Here is a 16,660-nt window from a genome sequence, read left to right as displayed (position 1 = left end):
GGCAGGCCCCGCCCGGTTCCTCATACCTGCCAAAGTAGTGCTAGAACCTCTTCTCGATCATCTCCTCGTTGCCGACCACGCCCACGCGGCGGGCGGCGCTCTCCAGCATCGGAATTACCTCCTCGATGCGCTCGGCCACCAGATAGCTGAGCTCGAGGCCGGGGCGGATGAAGCCCTGTTCGCGCATATGGGCGAGGAGCGTCAGCAGGGGCTTCCAGAAGCCGCCGGTGCTGAGCATGAGAATCGGCTTGGTGTGCCGCCCGAGCTGGGCCCAGGTCATCTGTTCGACGAGCTCTTCAAGCGTTCCGATTCCGCCCGGCAGGGCCACGAAGGCGTCGGCCTTCTCGAACATGAGACGCTTGCGGGTATGCATGTCCGGAACGACGATGGTCTCCTGTACCTCGTCCAGAAGCTTCTCGCGAGATTTGAGGAAATCCGGAATGATTCCCGTGACATAGCCGCCGTGATCCAGGACGGACTGGGCGATGGTGCCCATGAGGCCGACATTGCCGCCGCCGTAGACGAGGCTGATTCCGCGTTCGGCCATGGAGCGGCCCAGGGCCGTCGCATTCTCCGCAAAAACGGGGTCGTCTCCGAAACCGGAGCCACAGTACACGCAAATGGATTTGATGGGTTTTGATGATGACATGGCGGTTTGGGGAAGCGGGGAACTTCCCGCGGTGAATCGTAACAGCTGTAATTTCCCTTTATATGGCCGTAGCCTTTTGAAAGATAAACGGGTTTAATGCACGAAAGTGCCGCGTTCGAGAAAAAGCACCATGACGGACCAGCGACAGATCAAGGGAACCATCGCCATCATCGGCGCAGTGGCCGTCGCCGTTGTCGCAGTTCTGCTCGGCGTGCTCTACTGGACCTGGTCCGAGCCGCGCACGGCGCAAAATACGGCTCCTGTGCCGGCTCCTCCGGCCGCACCTCAGGCCTCCGATGCCGGTCAGGCCGCGCCTGCTCCCGCCGAAAAGACCCAGACCGCGTCGCAGGATGCGCCGCTCGCTCCTTCCTTCGACATCGTACGCGTCGAGCCCGATGGTGAGAGCGTGATCGCCGGGCGGGCGGCCCCAGGTGCGACCATAGAGCTCCTGCGGGGCGACATGGTTCATGCCCGCGCCGTCGCCGACGCTTCGGGCCTCTTCGCCATCGTGCCTCCGCCCCTGCCGCCGGGCTCGCACCAGATCGCCCTGCAATCCATCGCGCCGGACGGAACGCGCCAGCGCTCCCAGCAGAACGTGACCGTCGTCATCAACACCGACAAGTCGCGGCCTCTCGTAGCTCTGGCGGCTCCCGGCCAGCCGACGGTCCTGCTCACCAACCCCGAGCCCCCGGCATCCAAGACCGCTGAGGCGCCCAAGGCCGAGGAGCCGAAAGCCGAGACGCAAACGGCGGCGGCCACCCCGCCTGCGGAGGAGCCCGGCCAGCCTACGCCTCAGCAACAGGCGAGCGCCGCTCCGCCCACATCACCGGAGCAGCCTGCGACCCGCCCCGATGTCAAGATCGTGAGCATCGATGCGGAGGGCGGCAAGCTCTTCGTGTCCGGCCATTCCGCGCCTGGGGCGACGGTTCGCCTCTACCTCAATGAGAGCTTCATTGCTCCCGGCGGAGCCGGAGGCGACGGCAAGGTGTCCTTCGCCATCGCCAGCGGCGTGAAACCGGGCGACTACCGGATCCGCCTGGACGATGTCGATCCGGTCTCCGGCCAGGTCCGGTCCCGGGCCGAGGTGGGGTTCAACGTCCCGGTCCAGGTCGCCTCCGTCCAGCCTCAGGCCCAAACGGCTCCGGTGGCTCAGCCGCAGACAGGCAATCAGGTCGCCTCGGCGGGAGCCGATGCGCAGATGACCGCGGCCGGCACGGTGATGATCCCGAACATCAACACGGCCATCGTGTCCAGGGGCGACAATCTCTGGCGGATCAGCCAGCGGATCTATGGCTCCGGCTACCGCTATACCGTGATCTACGGGGCGAACCAGCAGCAGATCCGCAATCCGGACCTGATCTATCCGGGGCAGGTTTTCGTCCTGCCGTCGGAGCCACCGGTCAAGAGCAACTGACCTGAACAGCCGATCGGAGGCGGGCGGGGTGCATTCGTCCTGCTTAGCCCTTATATGCAGGTCCGACACCTTGATCGGATTCTAAACTATGCCTCCCTCCACCGCCGTCCCGCCGACGAGCGCTCCCGCGCCGAAGTCTAGCGGCTTGGCCGATACCTGGCAAAAGCTCTGGCCCTATCTCTGGCCCCACGGGCGGCCCGATCTCCAGCGCCGCGTCTTCATCGCCTTCGGCCTCCTCCTTGTCGCCAAGGGAGTGACCATGGTGACGCCCTTCGCCTTCAAGTGGGCGACGGACGCGCTCGTGGCCGTCACGAGCAGCGGGAGCATCGGCACGGAGACGGAAACGGACGGCTCGTGGCTCTGGCGCGCGCCGATCCTGCTGACCGCAATCTACGGCGTCACCCGCATCCTCATGGCGGTGCTGACCCAGGTCCGCGACGGCCTCTTCGCCAAGGTCGCTATGCATGCGGTGCGAAACCTCGCTCTCAGGACCTTCGAGCACATGCACCGCCTTTCCTTGCGCTTCCATCTGGAGCGCAAGACCGGCGGCCTGACCCGCGTGCTCGAGCGCGGCCGCGAGGGCATCGAGGAGTTGTCCCGGCTCGTCGTGCTTACCCTCGTGCCGACCATCCTTGAATTCGTGCTCGTGCTCGGGATCCTCGCCTACGAGTTCAACTGGATCTATTCGCTCGTCGTCTTCGTGATGGTGGTGGTCTATCTCGCCTATACCTATCAGGCGACCCAGTGGCGCATCTCCATCCGCCGGCGGATGAACGAATCCGACACCGACGCCAACACCAAGGCCGTCGATTCGCTCCTGAACTACGAGACCGTGAAGTATTTCGGCGCCGAGGAGCGGGAGACCGCCCGCTACGACCGCTCCATGGAGGGCTACGAGAAGGCCTCCACCCAGACCTATACCTCGCTCGCCGTGCTCAATGCCGGCCAGGCGGTGATCTTCTCCATCGGCATGGCCATCGTGATGATCCTGGCGGCGCGGGATATCATGCAGGGCGAGGCCTCCATCGGCAGCTTCGTGCTCGTGAACGCCATGCTGGTGCAGCTCTATATCCCGCTGAATTTCATGGGAATGCTGTATCGCGAGATCAAGCAGGCGCTCATCGACATCGACGACATGTTCGCCATTATCGAGCGCAACCCGGAGATCCAGGACCGGCCGGGAGCCACGCCGCTCGAGGTGAAGCAAGGCGTGGTGCGCTTCGAGGACGTGCATTTCTCCTACATCCCCGAGCGCCCGATCCTGAAGGGCGTGAGCTTCGAGGTGCCGGCGGGGAACACCGTCGCCATCGTGGGGCCGTCCGGCGCCGGCAAGTCGACCATCTCGCGCATGCTGTTCCGGTTCTACGAGCCTACCAGCGGCCGCATTCTCATCGACGGCCAGGACATCGCCCAGGTGCAGCAGGCCTCTCTGCGTAAGGTCATCGGCATGGTCCCGCAGGACACGGTGCTGTTCAACGACACCATCGGCTACAACATCCAGTACGGCCGCTGGGACGCGTCGCCGGAGGAGGTGAGGGAGGCTGCACGCCTCGCTCAGATCGACCGCTTCATCGAGGCGCTGCCGGAAGGCTACGATACGCCGGTGGGCGAGCGCGGCCTGAAGCTGTCGGGCGGCGAGAAGCAGCGGGTGGCGATCGCCCGGACCATCCTGAAATCTCCTCCGATCCTCGTCCTCGACGAGGCGACTTCGGCCCTGGACACCTTTACGGAAAAGGAAATCCAGGACGCCCTCGACCGGGTGAGCCGCAACCGCACTACCCTGGTGATCGCCCACCGCCTGTCCACGGTCATCGGCGCGGACGAGATCATCGTCCTCGACCACGGGCGCATCGTGGAGCGGGGCACCCATGCCAGCCTTCTGGACCAGGGCGGCGTCTATGCCGCCATGTGGAACCGCCAGCGCGAGGCGGATCTGGCCCGCGAGACCCTGAAGCGGGCGGAGGAGGGCGAGCGGACCGAGGAAAGCGTGGCGGGTTGACGGAAGCAGCGTCCCCTGCCATGCCCCCAACCAGATTGATCAAGGCTCCCAGAGAATGACCGACGTTCTAGAATCGATGCGCCGCATCTTCGTGCCGATCCACAAGGAAGGCTATCCCTTCATCCTGATCGCGCTGTTCGCGACCATCGTGCTGGCCTGGCTCTGGTCGCCCCTCGGCTGGATCGGCGCGATCCTCACCGTGTGGGTCTGCTACTTCTTCCGCGATCCTCCGCGGATCACCCCGATCCGGGAGGGGCTGGTCGTATCCCCCGCGGACGGGCGGGTGAGCCTCATCACCACGGCCGTGCCCCCGGTGGAGCTCGAGCTGCCCCAGGAGCCGATGACCCGCATCTCGGTCTTCATGAACGTGTTCGACTGCCACGTGAACCGCTCGCCCGTGACGGGCCGCATTCTGCAGATTCTCTACTCCCCGGGCCTCTTCCTCAATGCCGAGCTCGACAAGGCCAGCGAGGACAACGAGCGCAACGCCCTCGTCATCGAGACCGGCGGCACCCGCATCGGCGTCGTGCAGATCGCAGGTCTGGTGGCTCGCCGCATCGTCTCCTTCGTCAAGGTGGGCGACGCTCTGAGCACCGGCGAGCGCTTCGGCCTGATCCGGTTCGGGTCCCGGCTCGACATCTATGTGCCCCTCTCGGCGCAGGTCCTAGTGGGCCTCGGGCAGATGTCGATCGCCGGCGAGACGGTCCTGGCCGATCTCACGGCGAACGAGCCCGCTCGCCAGTACCGGGCCGGCTAAGAACCGTCCCGGCGGGGCTGCTTATTGTGGAAGCGCGACCGCTCCACGGTCCGTCTGCTTGCCGCTGGGGAGTTCGGCCCCTAAATTCACGTCATGAGTGATCTTTTCCCCCCGTTTGCTCCGGACCCGGAGGAGCCGCGCAAGCGGCTCTTCAAGCCCGTTCCGTTCCGCGTCATCGTCCCCAACATCATCACCCTGATCGCTCTGTGCCTTGGGCTCACCGCCATCAGGCTGGCCTTCGAGGGACGCTACGAGCCGGCGGTGATCGCCATCGTGGTAGCGGCCTTTCTGGACGGCGTGGACGGCCGGGTCGCGCGGCTTCTGAAGGGCACCTCCCGTTTCGGGGCGGAACTGGACTCACTCGCCGATTTCGTGAATTTCGGTGTCACGCCTGCCCTCATCCTCTACAGCTTCCTCCTCCATGAACTGAGGGCGCTCGGCTGGATCGCAGTGCTGGTCTTCGCCATCGCCATGGCCCTGCGCCTGGCGCGGTTCAACGTGATGCTGGACGATCCGCACCGCCCCGAATGGAAGAAGAACTTCTTCACCGGGATGCCTGCGCCCGCAGGGGCGCTCACCTCGCTCCTGCCCCTGTATCTCTCGTTCCTTGGCGTCTCCATCGGCAGTGCCGCGGCCCCGATCGCCCTGGTCTATCTCCTGGGTCTCGCCTTCCTGATGGTCTCCACCATCCCTGTCTATTCCGGCAAGACCATCGGCCTGAAGGTCCCGCGCCAATGGGTTCTGCCGATCTTCGTGATCTCGGTGGCCGCCTTCGGATTGCTGGTGAGCTTCCCCTTCGAGATGCTCACCGCCATTACGGTCCTCTTCCTGGCCTCGATCCCGCTAAGCGTGATGCGCTATCGGCAGCTCGAGCGCGCGCATGCGGCCAATCCTCCTCCGGAGGCGTCCGTGGAGCCCCCGCCGGCTTGAACGGGGGCGCGCGGGTTCCATCTTGTGAGCGGCGCGGCATTGTGCCTTTTGAGGATTGGTTTTCGTAAGGGCCCGCCCAGGGCCCGAAGCGTGGAGATAACAGTGGCGTCTTCTTCCGAGGTGTCGTCTTCCAGCTGGCGTCCGAAGCTCGTTCTGGCGTCCGCCTCGCCGCGCCGTCTCGCGCTCCTGCAGCAGGCAGGCATGGAGCCCGACGCCCTTCTGCCGGCCGATATCGACGAGACGCCCCTGAAGAGCGAGGGGGCCAAGGAGCTGGCGAAGCGGCTTGCCCGAACGAAGGCGGAGATCGCCCGAAAGACGGCCCGCAACCGCGACGACCTCAGGGAATCCTACATCCTCTCCGCCGACACGGTGGTGGTCGCCGGCAACAGGATCCTGCCCAAGGCCGAGGTGGTGGACGAGGCGGCGGCCTGCCTGCGCATGCTCTCCGGCCGGCAGCACCGGGTCTACACCTCGGTCTGCCTCGTGACGCCGAAGGATGCGATTCGCGAGCGCTTCGTGGAGACGCGGGTCCGCTTCAAACGCCTCTCCCGGGACGAGTTCGACCGCTATCTCGCTTCCGGAGAATGGCGGGGCAAGGCAGGCGGCTATGCGATCCAGGGCCTGGCCGGAACCTTCGTCATCAAGCTCGTCGGCTCCTACACCAACGTGGTGGGCCTGCCGCTCTACGAGACCGTGGCGATGCTCGACGGGGAGGGCTTCCCCGTCCGGTTCACGTGGCTGAACGCGGCCTGAGGCACGCGCCCGATGACCCCTGCCAACGAGAACAAGCCCCTGGCCTCCTCGGGCAAGTGCCCGATCTGCGGAAAGCCTGCCCAGGCGGATTACAAACCCTTCTGCTCCAAGCGCTGTGCCGATGTCGACCTGAACCGCTGGCTCTCCGGCAGCTACGCCATTCCGGCTGTCGAGGAGGATGAGGACCCGGACGAGGACGACCGCGAGGCCTGACCCGTTTCAATAGAAAATTTTGTCGCCGAAGGTGCTGGACATGGGCCGCGTGTCTGACTATACAACCGGCCTCTGACGCGAACGGCTGAAGCCCCGCGACGGATGCCCAGGTAGCTCAGTTGGTAGAGCATGCGACTGAAAATCGCAGTGTCGGCGGTTCGACTCCGTCCCTGGGCACCACTCCTTTCTTCCAAAAATCACAGTCCCGAGCGAGATACGTCCCCTCACGGCTATCGAAGCGACGGTGTCCGTTGTTCGACGAGCCGCGGCGTTAAGCCCTCGTCGCGTGAATGGGTCCGCAGCCCCGTAGGAATGCTGCGGACCGCTTGCAATCGGCTTCTAGAGACGGGAGAGGTCGAGTAGCGCCATGTCTCCCACCCAGACGTCATTGAGCCGGCTCCTCGTGGCTTCGGACCCGGCCTGATCGTTATTGGCCTTCTGCGCCTCCGACAGGCCGTAGATGATCCATCCGCTGCCAGGGGCTTTCCGCAGGGCTTCCTGGAAAGCGGCCTCGGCTTCCGCTGGGCGCCCCGCCTGCAGGAGGGCAGCCCCCAGCGACTGGCGAACGGGATAATACCAGTACGGGGGCTCCATATAGGGGATCTCGTCTTCGATGGCCGCAGCCTCCTCGAAGTGATCGATCGCCGCGTCCGCCTCGCCTGCATGCTGGGCGATCCGCCCGAGCAGGACCTCACCTGCGATCTGGACGATTTCCGCTCCCGGTATCCCGGCCTCCTTCATCGGCGTGAAGTCGGTCGTGTCCGCGATCCGCTCGATGGCTTCCGCCTCTGCCCGGGCCCCGGCAAGGTCGCCCTTGGCCGCCAATGCGTTGCCCCGCGCGTGGTGCCACATGGCTCTGACGACCGGCAGGTCCGCCGGAGGCTCCGGCAATCCGAGCACCGTGTCGGAATCGGCATAGATCGCATAGGCCCCGTAAGGCGCCGCCTTGATCGGCTCCACCATCGGCATTGCGCGGGCGGTGTCATCGGGGATGAGGCTCGCGAGCTTGTCCGCAGCGCTCAGGGCCGCCGTCCGGTCCCCCGTCATCTGGGCCGAGGCCAGGACGAAATGTACGTTGTGAGGATAGTACATCGCCCCGTAGAAACCGGGCTCTCCGCGCTGTCTCAGATATGCCTCGTCTGCCTCGACCGCACGCTGGTTGGTTTCGACGGAGTCGCGATAACGCCCGATCCGGAAGTAGATGTGCGAGGGCATGTGCACCAGATGCCCGAGTCCGGCGAGATCGAACGTTGCCATACGGTCGGCATGCGGCTCTGCACGGCGAGGATTGTCGGACGCCTCGACGGTGTGGATGTAGAGATGGATTGCGCCGTAGTGGTTCGGGTCCTGCGCGATGGCGTTCTCCAGCAGGCGGATCGCTCCGGCCATGCGGCCTTTCGGTTCTTTTCCTCCGGCCTGCCAATAATCCCAGGGCTGCGTATCCATGGCGGCCTCGGCCGCGAGCACGGCGATGTTCAGATCATCGGGATAGCGCTGGGCGAGGGCCTCCATCACCTCGGCATAAGCCTGATCCAGAGCCTTTCGGTCGCTTGCCGGATCCTCGACATAGCGTGCAGCCAGCGCGCCGATCAGCCCCTGTTCCTTCGGACTGGCCTCGTCGGCCAGTTCCTGTGCCTTGCGGAGGGCGGCGACGGCGGGCTTGATGGCATCTGCGCTCATCGGCGCGTTGATGTTGGGCCCGAGCACAAGCGCTTCGCCCCAGTAGCACATGGCGCAACTGGGATCGAGGCTTTGGGCTTGGCGGAACGAGCGCTGCGCTTCCCCATGATTGAAGCCATAGGCGAACCGAAGTCCCTGATCGAAGTACTTCTGAGCGTCGGGGCTGGAAGTGGTGATCGGGAAGCTGATGGAGCCCGTACCCTGCCAGAGGGGCGCGGGGCCTTGCATGTCGACTCCGCCGCCGTGGGTGCCGTGAGATGGAGACGACGTCTGTGCGATGGACCCTGCGGGAAGCGTCAGGATGCCGGAAGAAAGCAGGGCGACAAGGCATGTCTGTCGGAGCAGAAGTGCGCGGGACATGATCGAGATCCTCCTCTCGCTCAGGATGTCGCCGGCGTTGCCGAGAGAAGCGGCTTTCGGGCTGCAACTGGTCAGGCGCGTTCCTGCGCAACGATCAGACGAGGCCGCAAAAAGCCGTCTGTGGAGATGCTGGAGGGCGAGTGCGCATGCTCAAACCGGGCCACAGCAGCTCCATCTCTGCCCTCGATGTGCCGGTCGGGAGCAAGCCTATTCCTCTTATCGCCGCCTGACGAGTGGGATGTGTCGCCGCCAAGTCATGCCGGCGGGTTTCCTGTGCCCTTTCGTACCAAGTTCGTCACCGGTCGCGCTCATTGCTCGGTCGGAAGCAGCCAGAGCTCTACCTTCGGTCCGCTCCGGAAATCCGCAGGCCGACTGCACCCCTGCGCTCAGGCTCTTCGATCAGAGCCTCGTCGACGCGGGCTGGCCATTGATCCTCGCCGTAGAAACCCGTTCGCTCTCCCCAGCCACCGGTGAGGCTGTTTCTGCTCTCGCGGACTGCCCTGCGGCTATCCGAAGCGTCCACGTCCTTGGCGCATGTAATCCTCCGTGTATGGAAAAGCTTAACGTCAAGCAGAGGGTGTGCCTCCTGGTCCATCAGCAGAGAAAGTGCTCGTCTTGAAATTGCCCGAGATGTGAAGAGAAAAGTTGGGGCTTCGGGTGTACCATTCTGCCAGTGTGCGCCTCAGTCTCATAACGATGCAGCAGGGAGGTGCGCGGTTTCGGTGGGGGCCGTCAAGGGAGCGATGCCATGTCGAAATCCTCACGGCGAGATGTCATAGGCCTTCTCATCGCTGTTGCGGCCGGATCGTGTGCATTCATTACGGTTCCCCTGGCATCCGATGTGAAGCCTCTTGCCATCAAAGGCTACGATCCGGTCGCCTACTTCACCGCCGGCGCGCCGATGCGCGGATTGCCGGATATCGAGTATGAGTGGGACGAGTATCGCTACCGTTTCGCACGTCCCGCGCATCGGGAGCTCTTCGAGGCCAATCCGGCCCGCTATGCGCCGCAATTTGCGAATTTCTGCGCCATGGCGCTCGCCAAGGGCGTGCTTTATGAGGCCGACCCGGAGAGCTGGCTCATTCACGATGGGAAGCTCTACGTGTTCGGGGGACCTGCGGGGCGGCATCAATTTCAGCAGTCCCTGGCCGAAAATATTGCCAAGGCCCACCGGAACCGTTCACTGGTTCAGCGGCGTTAGCGCTGATGGAGCGAAGGTGTTGCGTAGAGCCCGGCCTTGCGAAGACCTTCGCGCAGGTGCGCGAGGTCCGACGGGTTCCTTAGCTTGCTGCCGAATCCCTGGGGATCGAATGTCGGATCAACGCGCGTCAGCGCGGCGGCTGCTTCGGTCGCATCATTCAGCCGTTCCTGCTGTGCATAGGCGGCTGCCAGCAGGGCATGGCCGAACTGCGCTCCCAGGGCTTCCCGGAGATTGATCTGCGCCTGCTCTATGGCAGCGGCGTACCGCCCATCGAGATAATAGGCGAGGCTGAGAGTGTTCCGGTCGATGGCGCTCATTTCCGGGTTAATGCGCTGGGCCCGCTCCAGGGCTTCGATGGCCGCCTTAGTATGCCCGAGCCACGTGAGGATGTTACCGCGGCCGGCCAAGCCGTCCGCGTCATTCGGGTTTAGCGCAACGGACTGATCCATCTCCGCCTTCGCCTGTTCATAGCGCAGGTGAAAAATGTGAACCCGGCCCAGCACAATGCGGGCTCTAACCTCCGATGCATCGAGGCTTAGCGCCTTGTGCGCCAAGTCCTCCGCTCGAGCCAGAAATGCCTCCGGAGATTGCACCCAACCCATGGCCGTGCTGATGAGATAAGTCTCCGCTAGGGCAGAGTACGCAGCGGCGTAGCCGGGATCGAGCTCGATGGCGCGTCTGAGCAGGGCCCGAGCCTCCACAATGCTAGAGCGCGTCGGTCGCTGCAGTGCTGGCCGTGCCCGCAGCACGTAATCATAGGCCTGGAGATTGTCAGTCGGTTTCGCGAGCACGCGGCGCTGCTCGATCTCTGCCACCTCAATGGCGAGCGCACCGGCAATCTGGGCAGTGATCTTATCCTGCAGAACGAAGACGCCTTCGACGGGCTCATCGAACCGGGAGGACCACAGGACACGGCCGTCCCTGTCCACCAGTTGAGCCGCGATCCGCACCCGGCCGTCCGTTGGCCGGATGCTCCCCTCAACCTGATAGCGGACCCCGAGAGCCTGCCCGATCTCTCCTGGTCTCGCACGTCGCTCCTTATAGGGGGCCACGGCATTCCATGACATGACGGTCACTGCGGAGAACTGGCCGAGGGCGCTTATGAGGTCCTGAGTCAAACCATCGGCGAAGTAGTCCGGCTCCTTGTCCTCGCCTTGGTTCACGAATGGGAGAACGGCGAGAACAGGCTTTGCGCCAAGTTCGGCGGGTTTCACGGACTGAACGCCGGGGCCAGAGCTGCCGAGGGGGCCGAGGCGATCCGGCAGCCCAGCCCACAATGCGGCGAGGAGAAGAAGGAGCACGGCTGCTGCGGCGGGAAACAGGATCGCCTGACGGATGGAGCGGGCGACCGGTTCGCTCCTGTCGAGCCGCAATCGAAAGACGCGGATGGGGCGCGCGATGTTCTTGAGGCGCCGTTCGCCGATATCGGCGAAGGTTACGTCGATCTTGCCCTCGACATCCTCATGAACGCGGCTCGAAACGCAAATGCCCCCAGGGGATGCAAGCCCCTCGAGGCGTGCAGCCACGTTCACCCCATCCCCGAAAATGTCGTCGTCTTCGGCGATGATGTCGCCGACATTGATGCCGATCCGGAACTCGATGGGTCGCTCTGAAGGGGTGGCGGCATTGCGCTCCGCCATTCGGCGCTGGAACTCGACGGCACAGCGCACGGCCTCGACGGAACTCGCAAACTCGACCAGCATCCCGTCGCCGGCGGTCTTTACGAGACGTCCGTGGTGCTCGGCGATGATAGGCTCCACAAGGGTCCGCCGAAGCTCGTTCAGTTGCTTCAGCGTGCCTTCCTCGTCGCTACCCATGAGACGGCTGTAACCGGCGATATCGGCCGCCAGTATCGCTGTCAGTCGCCGGTCTGGATGGCCCGTCGGCAAGGCACATCTCCCAATCCGCTTGGTCAGCTCTCGGGTGATTACAGAGGAGAATGCCTCCGGTGGGCACCGACGAACAGGAGCCGGAAGTGAATTGCCAGCGGCTCGGATCAGAATACGGTCCGTTCCATTTGCGGCGGTGCCGCGCTCAATAGGCGACCTGCTTCAACGTCTTGTCGCGGAAGGAGCATAGGAACCCGCCGGCAATGCGCTAGAAGCCGCCGCGGTGAGGGGCCTCAGCAGTAAAGACGGTTCAGCGTCGGCGTCCATTCCCGGAGGGGAATGATCGGGGTCGCGACCCGCCGGGCGTGAGGGAAGGGCACGACGGCGATCTGCTCGCCAAGCTCGTTATGCACGCAGACGAGCCACCGGGACCAGTCGGCGGAGATGAGCACCTCCGCCATGAGGCGGCGGGCGACCGCCTCGGCCTGCTTGAGGGCATCGCCGTCAGCCCTGAGCGGACGGCCGCGGAGGTCCAGGATCAGCTCCCGGCCATCCGTGCAGTGAAAATGATGGCGCATTGCATCGCTCCTGCGCCCCCGGACCCTGTTAGGTTTTTTCTCTTCGAGTCGAGAGCGAGTTCTGGGGCTTGGGGATCAAGGGAACATGACAGTTTAACGACTTGTCCCCGTTCTCCACCGGATTCACATGGTCTCAACGGTCTTGAATCGATCCGGGGCGGCCTTGACGCTGCTCTAGCGGCTCTTTCGCCCCCGCTTCGGCGCAGGGGAAGGCAGTGCCTGATCGGCCTTGGCGAGGTCGGCCCAAGGATCGGACTTCAGGTGTGCGAGGCGGGTCGGCAGGTTGGCGACGGTGAAGTGGCTCGGCCGGATCGACGCCGAAAGCTCCTCCCAGGCCAGCGGCGTCGAGACCGGCGCACGGGGCCGCGCCCGTGTCGAATAGGCGGCCACCGCCGTCGCGCCGCGCCCGTTGCGCAGGTAGTCGATGAAGATCTTCGATCTGCGAGCCTGCTTCGCCATGGTCGCGAGGTAGCGGTCGGGGCTGTCGGTCGCCATTGCGCTGGCAAGGGACTGCGCAAAGGCCTTCACCTCCTCCCAACCGGCCTTCGGCTTCAGGGGGACGACCACATGCAGCCCCTTGCCGCCCGTCGTCTTGACGAAGCTTTCGAGCCCGAGATGGCGAAGCCGCTGGCGAACCTCGAATGCGGCCTCGATCAGCGCCGTCCAGGGCACATCCTCGGCCGGGTCGAGATCCATGGTGATGCGGTCGGGCTTCTCGACCGCGCGCAGGGTGGAGCCCCAGGGATGGATCTCCAGCACGCCGGACTGCACCAGAGCGACGAGGCCATCGAGGTCCTCCACGAAGAGGACCTCATCCCCGGATACGGTCCGGCGGCGCACAGCCTTGCCCATGCCGTTCCAGGAATGCTTCTGGAAGAAGCAGGTCTCGCCCGTGCCGGAGGGGCAGCGCACCAGGGCAAGCGGCCGGTTCACCACATGCGGCAGGATCCAGTCCGCGATCTCGACATAGTATTCGGCCAATCCCAGCTTGGTCAGCCCGGCATCGGGCCAGAACACCCGGTCGGGATGGGTGAGCGCCAGGGCAGGGGGGCCGTTCCGGTCGGGGCCTGAGGGAGCTTGCGCCCTCGTTTCTCGCACGACCTCGCTGGGATCCTTGTCCTCGCGCAGGCCCTTGAAGGAAGCATGCCGCAGCATTCCGTCTGCCGTCCAACCGCGCACTTCGACCTCTGCGACCAGCACCGGCCTGACCCAGCGCACGTTGCGGCCGGCGGCGTCGGGCAGGGCATCGGGAAACGGGGAGGCCGGCCGCTTCAGGCGTTCGAGCTCCGCCCAAAGGTCCCGCGCCACGGCGGCCGAAAAGCCGGTGCCGACACGCCCCACATGAACGAGCCGGCCCTTCTCGTGGACGCCGAGCACGAGCGATCCGACAGCCTTCTGCGAGGTGGAGGAGGGGACATAGCCCGCAATCACGAACTCCTGACGCTCGCTGCACTTGGTCTTCTGCCAATGCGCCCCACGTCCGCCGATATGCGGTCGGTCGCGGCGCTTCGAGACGATCCCTTCGAGACCAAGGCGGCAGGCGTGCCGCACCATGGCGTCGCCGTTCTTCTCGATATGGGCGCTGTAACGCAGCGCCCCTCCCGACGGCAGATCGTCGAGAAGCCCCGCCAGCAGGGTCTTGCGCTCGATGAGAGGCGTTCCGGTGAGGTCGTAGCCGCCCAGATAGAGGAGATCGAAGGCGTAGAAGGTCATCCGGTCGGTGCGGCCCGCGCTCAGATCGGCCTGGAGGCTCGAAAAGCTCGAGATGCCGCTCTCGTCCTCCACCACGAGTTCGCCGTCGATGAGGGCCGAACCGAGCTTCAGGTCCCGAAGGGCATCTGCGATGGGCTTGAATCTCTCGGTCCAGTCGAGCCCTTTGCGGGTGAGGAGCTTCACCGTATCGCCGTCGATCCTCCCCTGCAGGCGATAGCCGTCGAACTTAATCTCGTGGATCCATTCGTCGCCATCGGGCGCCGTGTCCACGAGTGTCGCAAGGCTCGGTTCGACAAAGGGCCTGAGCAGGCCTTTTCGCGCACCCGGGATCTTGGAAAGATCAGGCGCCGGTCCGGTCTTTCGGCGGGCCTTCCTGCGTCCGTCATGATCCGTTCGCACGTCGCCGGAAGCGGCGAGATCCGCATTCGTCCGGCCGGAGAGAATGGAGGCGGCCTCGATGTCCGCGGGCTCCGGGTCTCCCGGTCCGATGGCATGGTCGTCGTCGGCCTTGATGAGGAGCCACTGCTCCTTCTTCTCCCGGGGCTTTGCCCGCATCCGCACCAGATGCCAGCGGCCCTTGAGGCGCTCGCCTTCCAGCTCGAATTCCAGGTGGCCCTTGGCATAACCCTTGTGCGGATCGACCGTCGGTATCCAGCGGCCCCGATCCCACAGGATCATCGTGCCGCCGCCATACTCGCCCTTCGGGATCACCCCTTCGAAGGCGAGATATTCGAGCGGGTGGTCCTCTGTGTGGACCGAAAGCCGCTTCTCGCCCGGCACAAGGCTCGGGCTCCGCGTCACCGCCCAGCTTTTCAGGACCCCATCCAGTTCGAGCCGGAGGTCGAAATGCAGGCGGCGGGCGTCATGCTTCTGAATGCAGAACCGGTTGCCCTTCTTGCGCGTCGCCCTGGCTTTGGGCTCGGGCGTCGCGCCGAAATTTCGCTTGGCCGCATAATCCCCGAGGGGCGCGGAGCGAGGCGCCGCATCGCGGCTGCCCCGCCGCAACACGGCCTTGGGTTTGGGGGGCGTCGGCTTGGCGGTTGAACGCGGCACGGCTCAACCTCGCCCATCAGCTCGCCTTGCGGGCGGGACTGCGCGCTGCCGTCCGGCTTTTCTTGGCAGCGGACTTGGCCGGGGCCCGCCGGGCGCTCGCTTTCGCAGGCGCTTTCTTGCTTGCGCCCTTGCCACGGTCCGCAGCGATGCTGCATCGCAGGGCTTCCATGAGGTTGACGACGTTGGAGGGCTTGGGCGCGTCCGGCGCTTTTGGCGCCTTGCCGCCCTGCTTCGACCGGATGAGCTCGATGACGGCTTTCTCGTAGCGGTCCTCGAACTGGGAGGGCTCGAAATCGGCGGCCTTGGTCTCGATGATGTGCCCGGCGAGGTTTTTCATCTCGGCTGGCAGTTTCAGCTCCGGAATATCCTCGAAATAGGCCTCTTCGCCCCGCACCTCGTAAGGATAGCGCAGCAGGGTCGCCAGGATCCCCTTGCCCAGAGGCTCCAGGAGAACCATGCGCTCGCGGCGGGCCATGACCACGCGAGCGACGCCGGCCCGGCCCTTCTCCTGCATGGAGTCACGGATGACGGCGAAGGCCTCCTGCGCCACCTTGTCGTCGGGGGCGATGTAGTAGGGTGTGTCGAGATAGCGCTCGTCCACCTGGTCGCGCGGCACGAAGCTCTCGATGTCGATGGTGTGCGTACTCTCGATGCGGACGGCCTCGAGCTCTTCCTCCTCCATGAGGATGAAGGAGCCCTTGCCGACCTCGTAGCCCTTCACCTGCTGGTCGGATTCCACGACTTCGCCGGTCTCCGCATCGATGAACTGGCGCTTGACCCGGTTTCCGGTCTCCCGGTTGAGGGTGTGGAAGCGTACCCGTGCAGATGAGGAGGTCGCCGGATACAGGGCGACGGCGCAGGAAACCAGAGATAACTTCAAGCATCCCTTCCAATTTGCACGCGGCGCCATAGTAAACTCCTGCAAAACTACTCGACCAGCGGAGTCAATTCGATTCTTTTCTGAGTCGAACTGATTCGCGTTCGACTCAAACGCGACTCTGAGACGAGTCGTTCCGAATCAATTTCGGCTCTGGGAAGGGCTGGAATACTTGACGAAGGCTCGCGCGTGCGGCCCCTCGGTTCGGCGAGCGGCCTGAATCGGTCAGGGCCAGGCTTGCGTCACTTGATCGCGTCGAAGATCGGACCCGAGCATTGGACGACGAAGATCAGCAGCAGGATGCCGATAAACCACAGGAGGGAGCCGGAGCGCTGCGGCGGCGGAGCGACCGATTGCGGCTCGGCCGGCTTGAAGATCGGAGTCGGTGGGGCAGGCAGGCGCTCAAGGAGTTCGGCAGCCGCAGCGGGAATGCTGTCGGTGGCTCCGATCACCCAGATCCGCGAGGGAATGCCGCCGACGAAGCCCACCTCGGCCGGCCTGATCTCGGCATTGTAGAGGACCCACCAGAATTCAGTGCGCTGGCCCATCCTTGCTCCTTCTTCCGCCTCTTGGAAACTCTAGCTAGTACTGCCGGCTGGTCGTTGCGGTAATCTAGCGGCAGCCGGGCGATCTCTGATAATGGGATTGCGTCTT

The 16,660-nt window shown here is 64.7% G+C and carries 14 protein-coding genes and 1 tRNA gene; 8 read left to right on the top strand and 7 right to left on the bottom strand.

Annotation, left to right across the window (positions count from 1 at the left end; genetic code table 11):
* Positions 1-40: 40 nt before the first annotated feature.
* The gene (locus LG661_RS12560) at positions 41-649 is read right to left on the bottom strand and encodes an LOG family protein (RefSeq protein WP_230532241.1); all 609 of its coding nucleotides are present in this window, start codon (positions 647-649) and stop codon (positions 41-43) included.
* 130 nt (positions 650-779) lie between these two features.
* On the opposite strand from LG661_RS12560, the gene LG661_RS12555 reads away from it, so the two are divergent.
* From LG661_RS12555 to LG661_RS12525, 7 genes are all read left to right on the top strand, one after another.
* Positions 780-2,063, top strand: coding sequence for a LysM peptidoglycan-binding domain-containing protein (locus tag LG661_RS12555; protein ID WP_230532240.1), 1,284 nt, complete (start codon positions 780-782; stop codon positions 2,061-2,063).
* Between the two features lie 88 nt (positions 2,064-2,151).
* Positions 2,152-4,062 carry an ABCB family ABC transporter ATP-binding protein/permease gene (locus tag LG661_RS12550; protein WP_230532239.1) on the top strand — a complete coding sequence of 637 codons (1,911 nt, stop codon included), beginning with the start codon at positions 2,152-2,154 and terminating at the stop codon, positions 4,060-4,062.
* Between the two features lie 55 nt (positions 4,063-4,117).
* Positions 4,118-4,819, top strand: coding sequence for a phosphatidylserine decarboxylase (locus tag LG661_RS12545; RefSeq protein ID WP_230532238.1), 702 nt, complete (start codon positions 4,118-4,120; stop codon positions 4,817-4,819).
* Positions 4,820-4,912: 93 nt separating this feature from the next.
* A complete protein-coding gene (gene pssA / locus LG661_RS12540) occupies positions 4,913-5,749 on the top strand; it encodes a CDP-diacylglycerol--serine O-phosphatidyltransferase (protein ID WP_230532237.1) in 837 nt (278 codons plus the stop codon).
* A 102-nt stretch (positions 5,750-5,851) separates the two neighbouring features.
* Positions 5,852-6,502: a Maf-like protein gene (locus LG661_RS12535; protein ID WP_230532236.1), complete on the top strand. Its 651-nt coding sequence runs from the start codon at positions 5,852-5,854 to the stop codon at positions 6,500-6,502.
* Between the two features lie 12 nt (positions 6,503-6,514).
* Positions 6,515-6,715, top strand: coding sequence for a DNA gyrase inhibitor YacG (gene yacG / locus LG661_RS12530; protein ID WP_230532235.1), 201 nt, complete (start codon positions 6,515-6,517; stop codon positions 6,713-6,715).
* 104 nt (positions 6,716-6,819) lie between these two features.
* Positions 6,820-6,895 (top strand) — tRNA-Phe (locus LG661_RS12525).
* A 159-nt stretch (positions 6,896-7,054) separates the two neighbouring features.
* On the opposite strand, the gene LG661_RS12520 is transcribed toward LG661_RS12525, so the two are convergent.
* The gene (locus tag LG661_RS12520; RefSeq protein ID WP_230532234.1) at positions 7,055-8,755 is read right to left on the bottom strand and encodes a tetratricopeptide repeat protein; all 1,701 of its coding nucleotides are present in this window, start codon (positions 8,753-8,755) and stop codon (positions 7,055-7,057) included.
* A 748-nt stretch (positions 8,756-9,503) separates the two neighbouring features.
* Here LG661_RS12520 and LG661_RS12515 point away from each other — a divergent pair.
* Positions 9,504-9,956, top strand: coding sequence for a YHS domain-containing (seleno)protein (locus LG661_RS12515; RefSeq protein WP_230532233.1), 453 nt, complete (start codon positions 9,504-9,506; stop codon positions 9,954-9,956).
* On the opposite strand, the gene LG661_RS12510 is transcribed toward LG661_RS12515, so the two are convergent.
* The 5 genes from LG661_RS12510 to LG661_RS12490 form a co-directional block, all read right to left on the bottom strand.
* Positions 9,953-11,845 carry an adenylate/guanylate cyclase domain-containing protein gene (locus tag LG661_RS12510; RefSeq protein WP_230532232.1) on the bottom strand — a complete coding sequence of 631 codons (1,893 nt, stop codon included), beginning with the start codon at positions 11,843-11,845 and terminating at the stop codon, positions 9,953-9,955. The two genes, LG661_RS12515 and LG661_RS12510, sit on opposite strands and share 4 nt — an antisense overlap.
* 233 nt (positions 11,846-12,078) lie before the next feature.
* Positions 12,079-12,363: a DUF6894 family protein gene (locus LG661_RS12505; protein WP_230532231.1), complete on the bottom strand. Its 285-nt coding sequence runs from the start codon at positions 12,361-12,363 to the stop codon at positions 12,079-12,081.
* Positions 12,364-12,537: 174 nt separating this feature from the next.
* Positions 12,538-15,129, bottom strand: a complete 2,592-nt coding sequence (gene ligD / locus LG661_RS12500; protein WP_322098863.1) for a DNA ligase D — start codon at positions 15,127-15,129, stop codon at positions 12,538-12,540.
* A 16-nt stretch (positions 15,130-15,145) separates the two neighbouring features.
* Positions 15,146-16,039 carry a non-homologous end joining protein Ku gene (ku, locus tag LG661_RS12495; RefSeq protein ID WP_230532230.1) on the bottom strand — a complete coding sequence of 298 codons (894 nt, stop codon included), beginning with the start codon at positions 16,037-16,039 and terminating at the stop codon, positions 15,146-15,148.
* Between the two features lie 209 nt (positions 16,040-16,248).
* Entirely contained in the window at positions 16,249-16,554 is a 306-nt protein-coding gene (locus LG661_RS12490; RefSeq protein ID WP_230532229.1) for a hypothetical protein, read from the bottom strand.
* Between the last annotated feature and the right edge of the window lie 106 nt (positions 16,555-16,660).

This window comes from Microvirga roseola, assembly GCF_020866965.1.
Lineage (GTDB): Bacteria > Pseudomonadota > Alphaproteobacteria > Rhizobiales > Beijerinckiaceae > Microvirga > Microvirga roseola.
The sequence above is the reverse complement of the archived record's forward strand: the minus strand, read 5'-3'. Positions and strand labels throughout refer to the sequence as shown.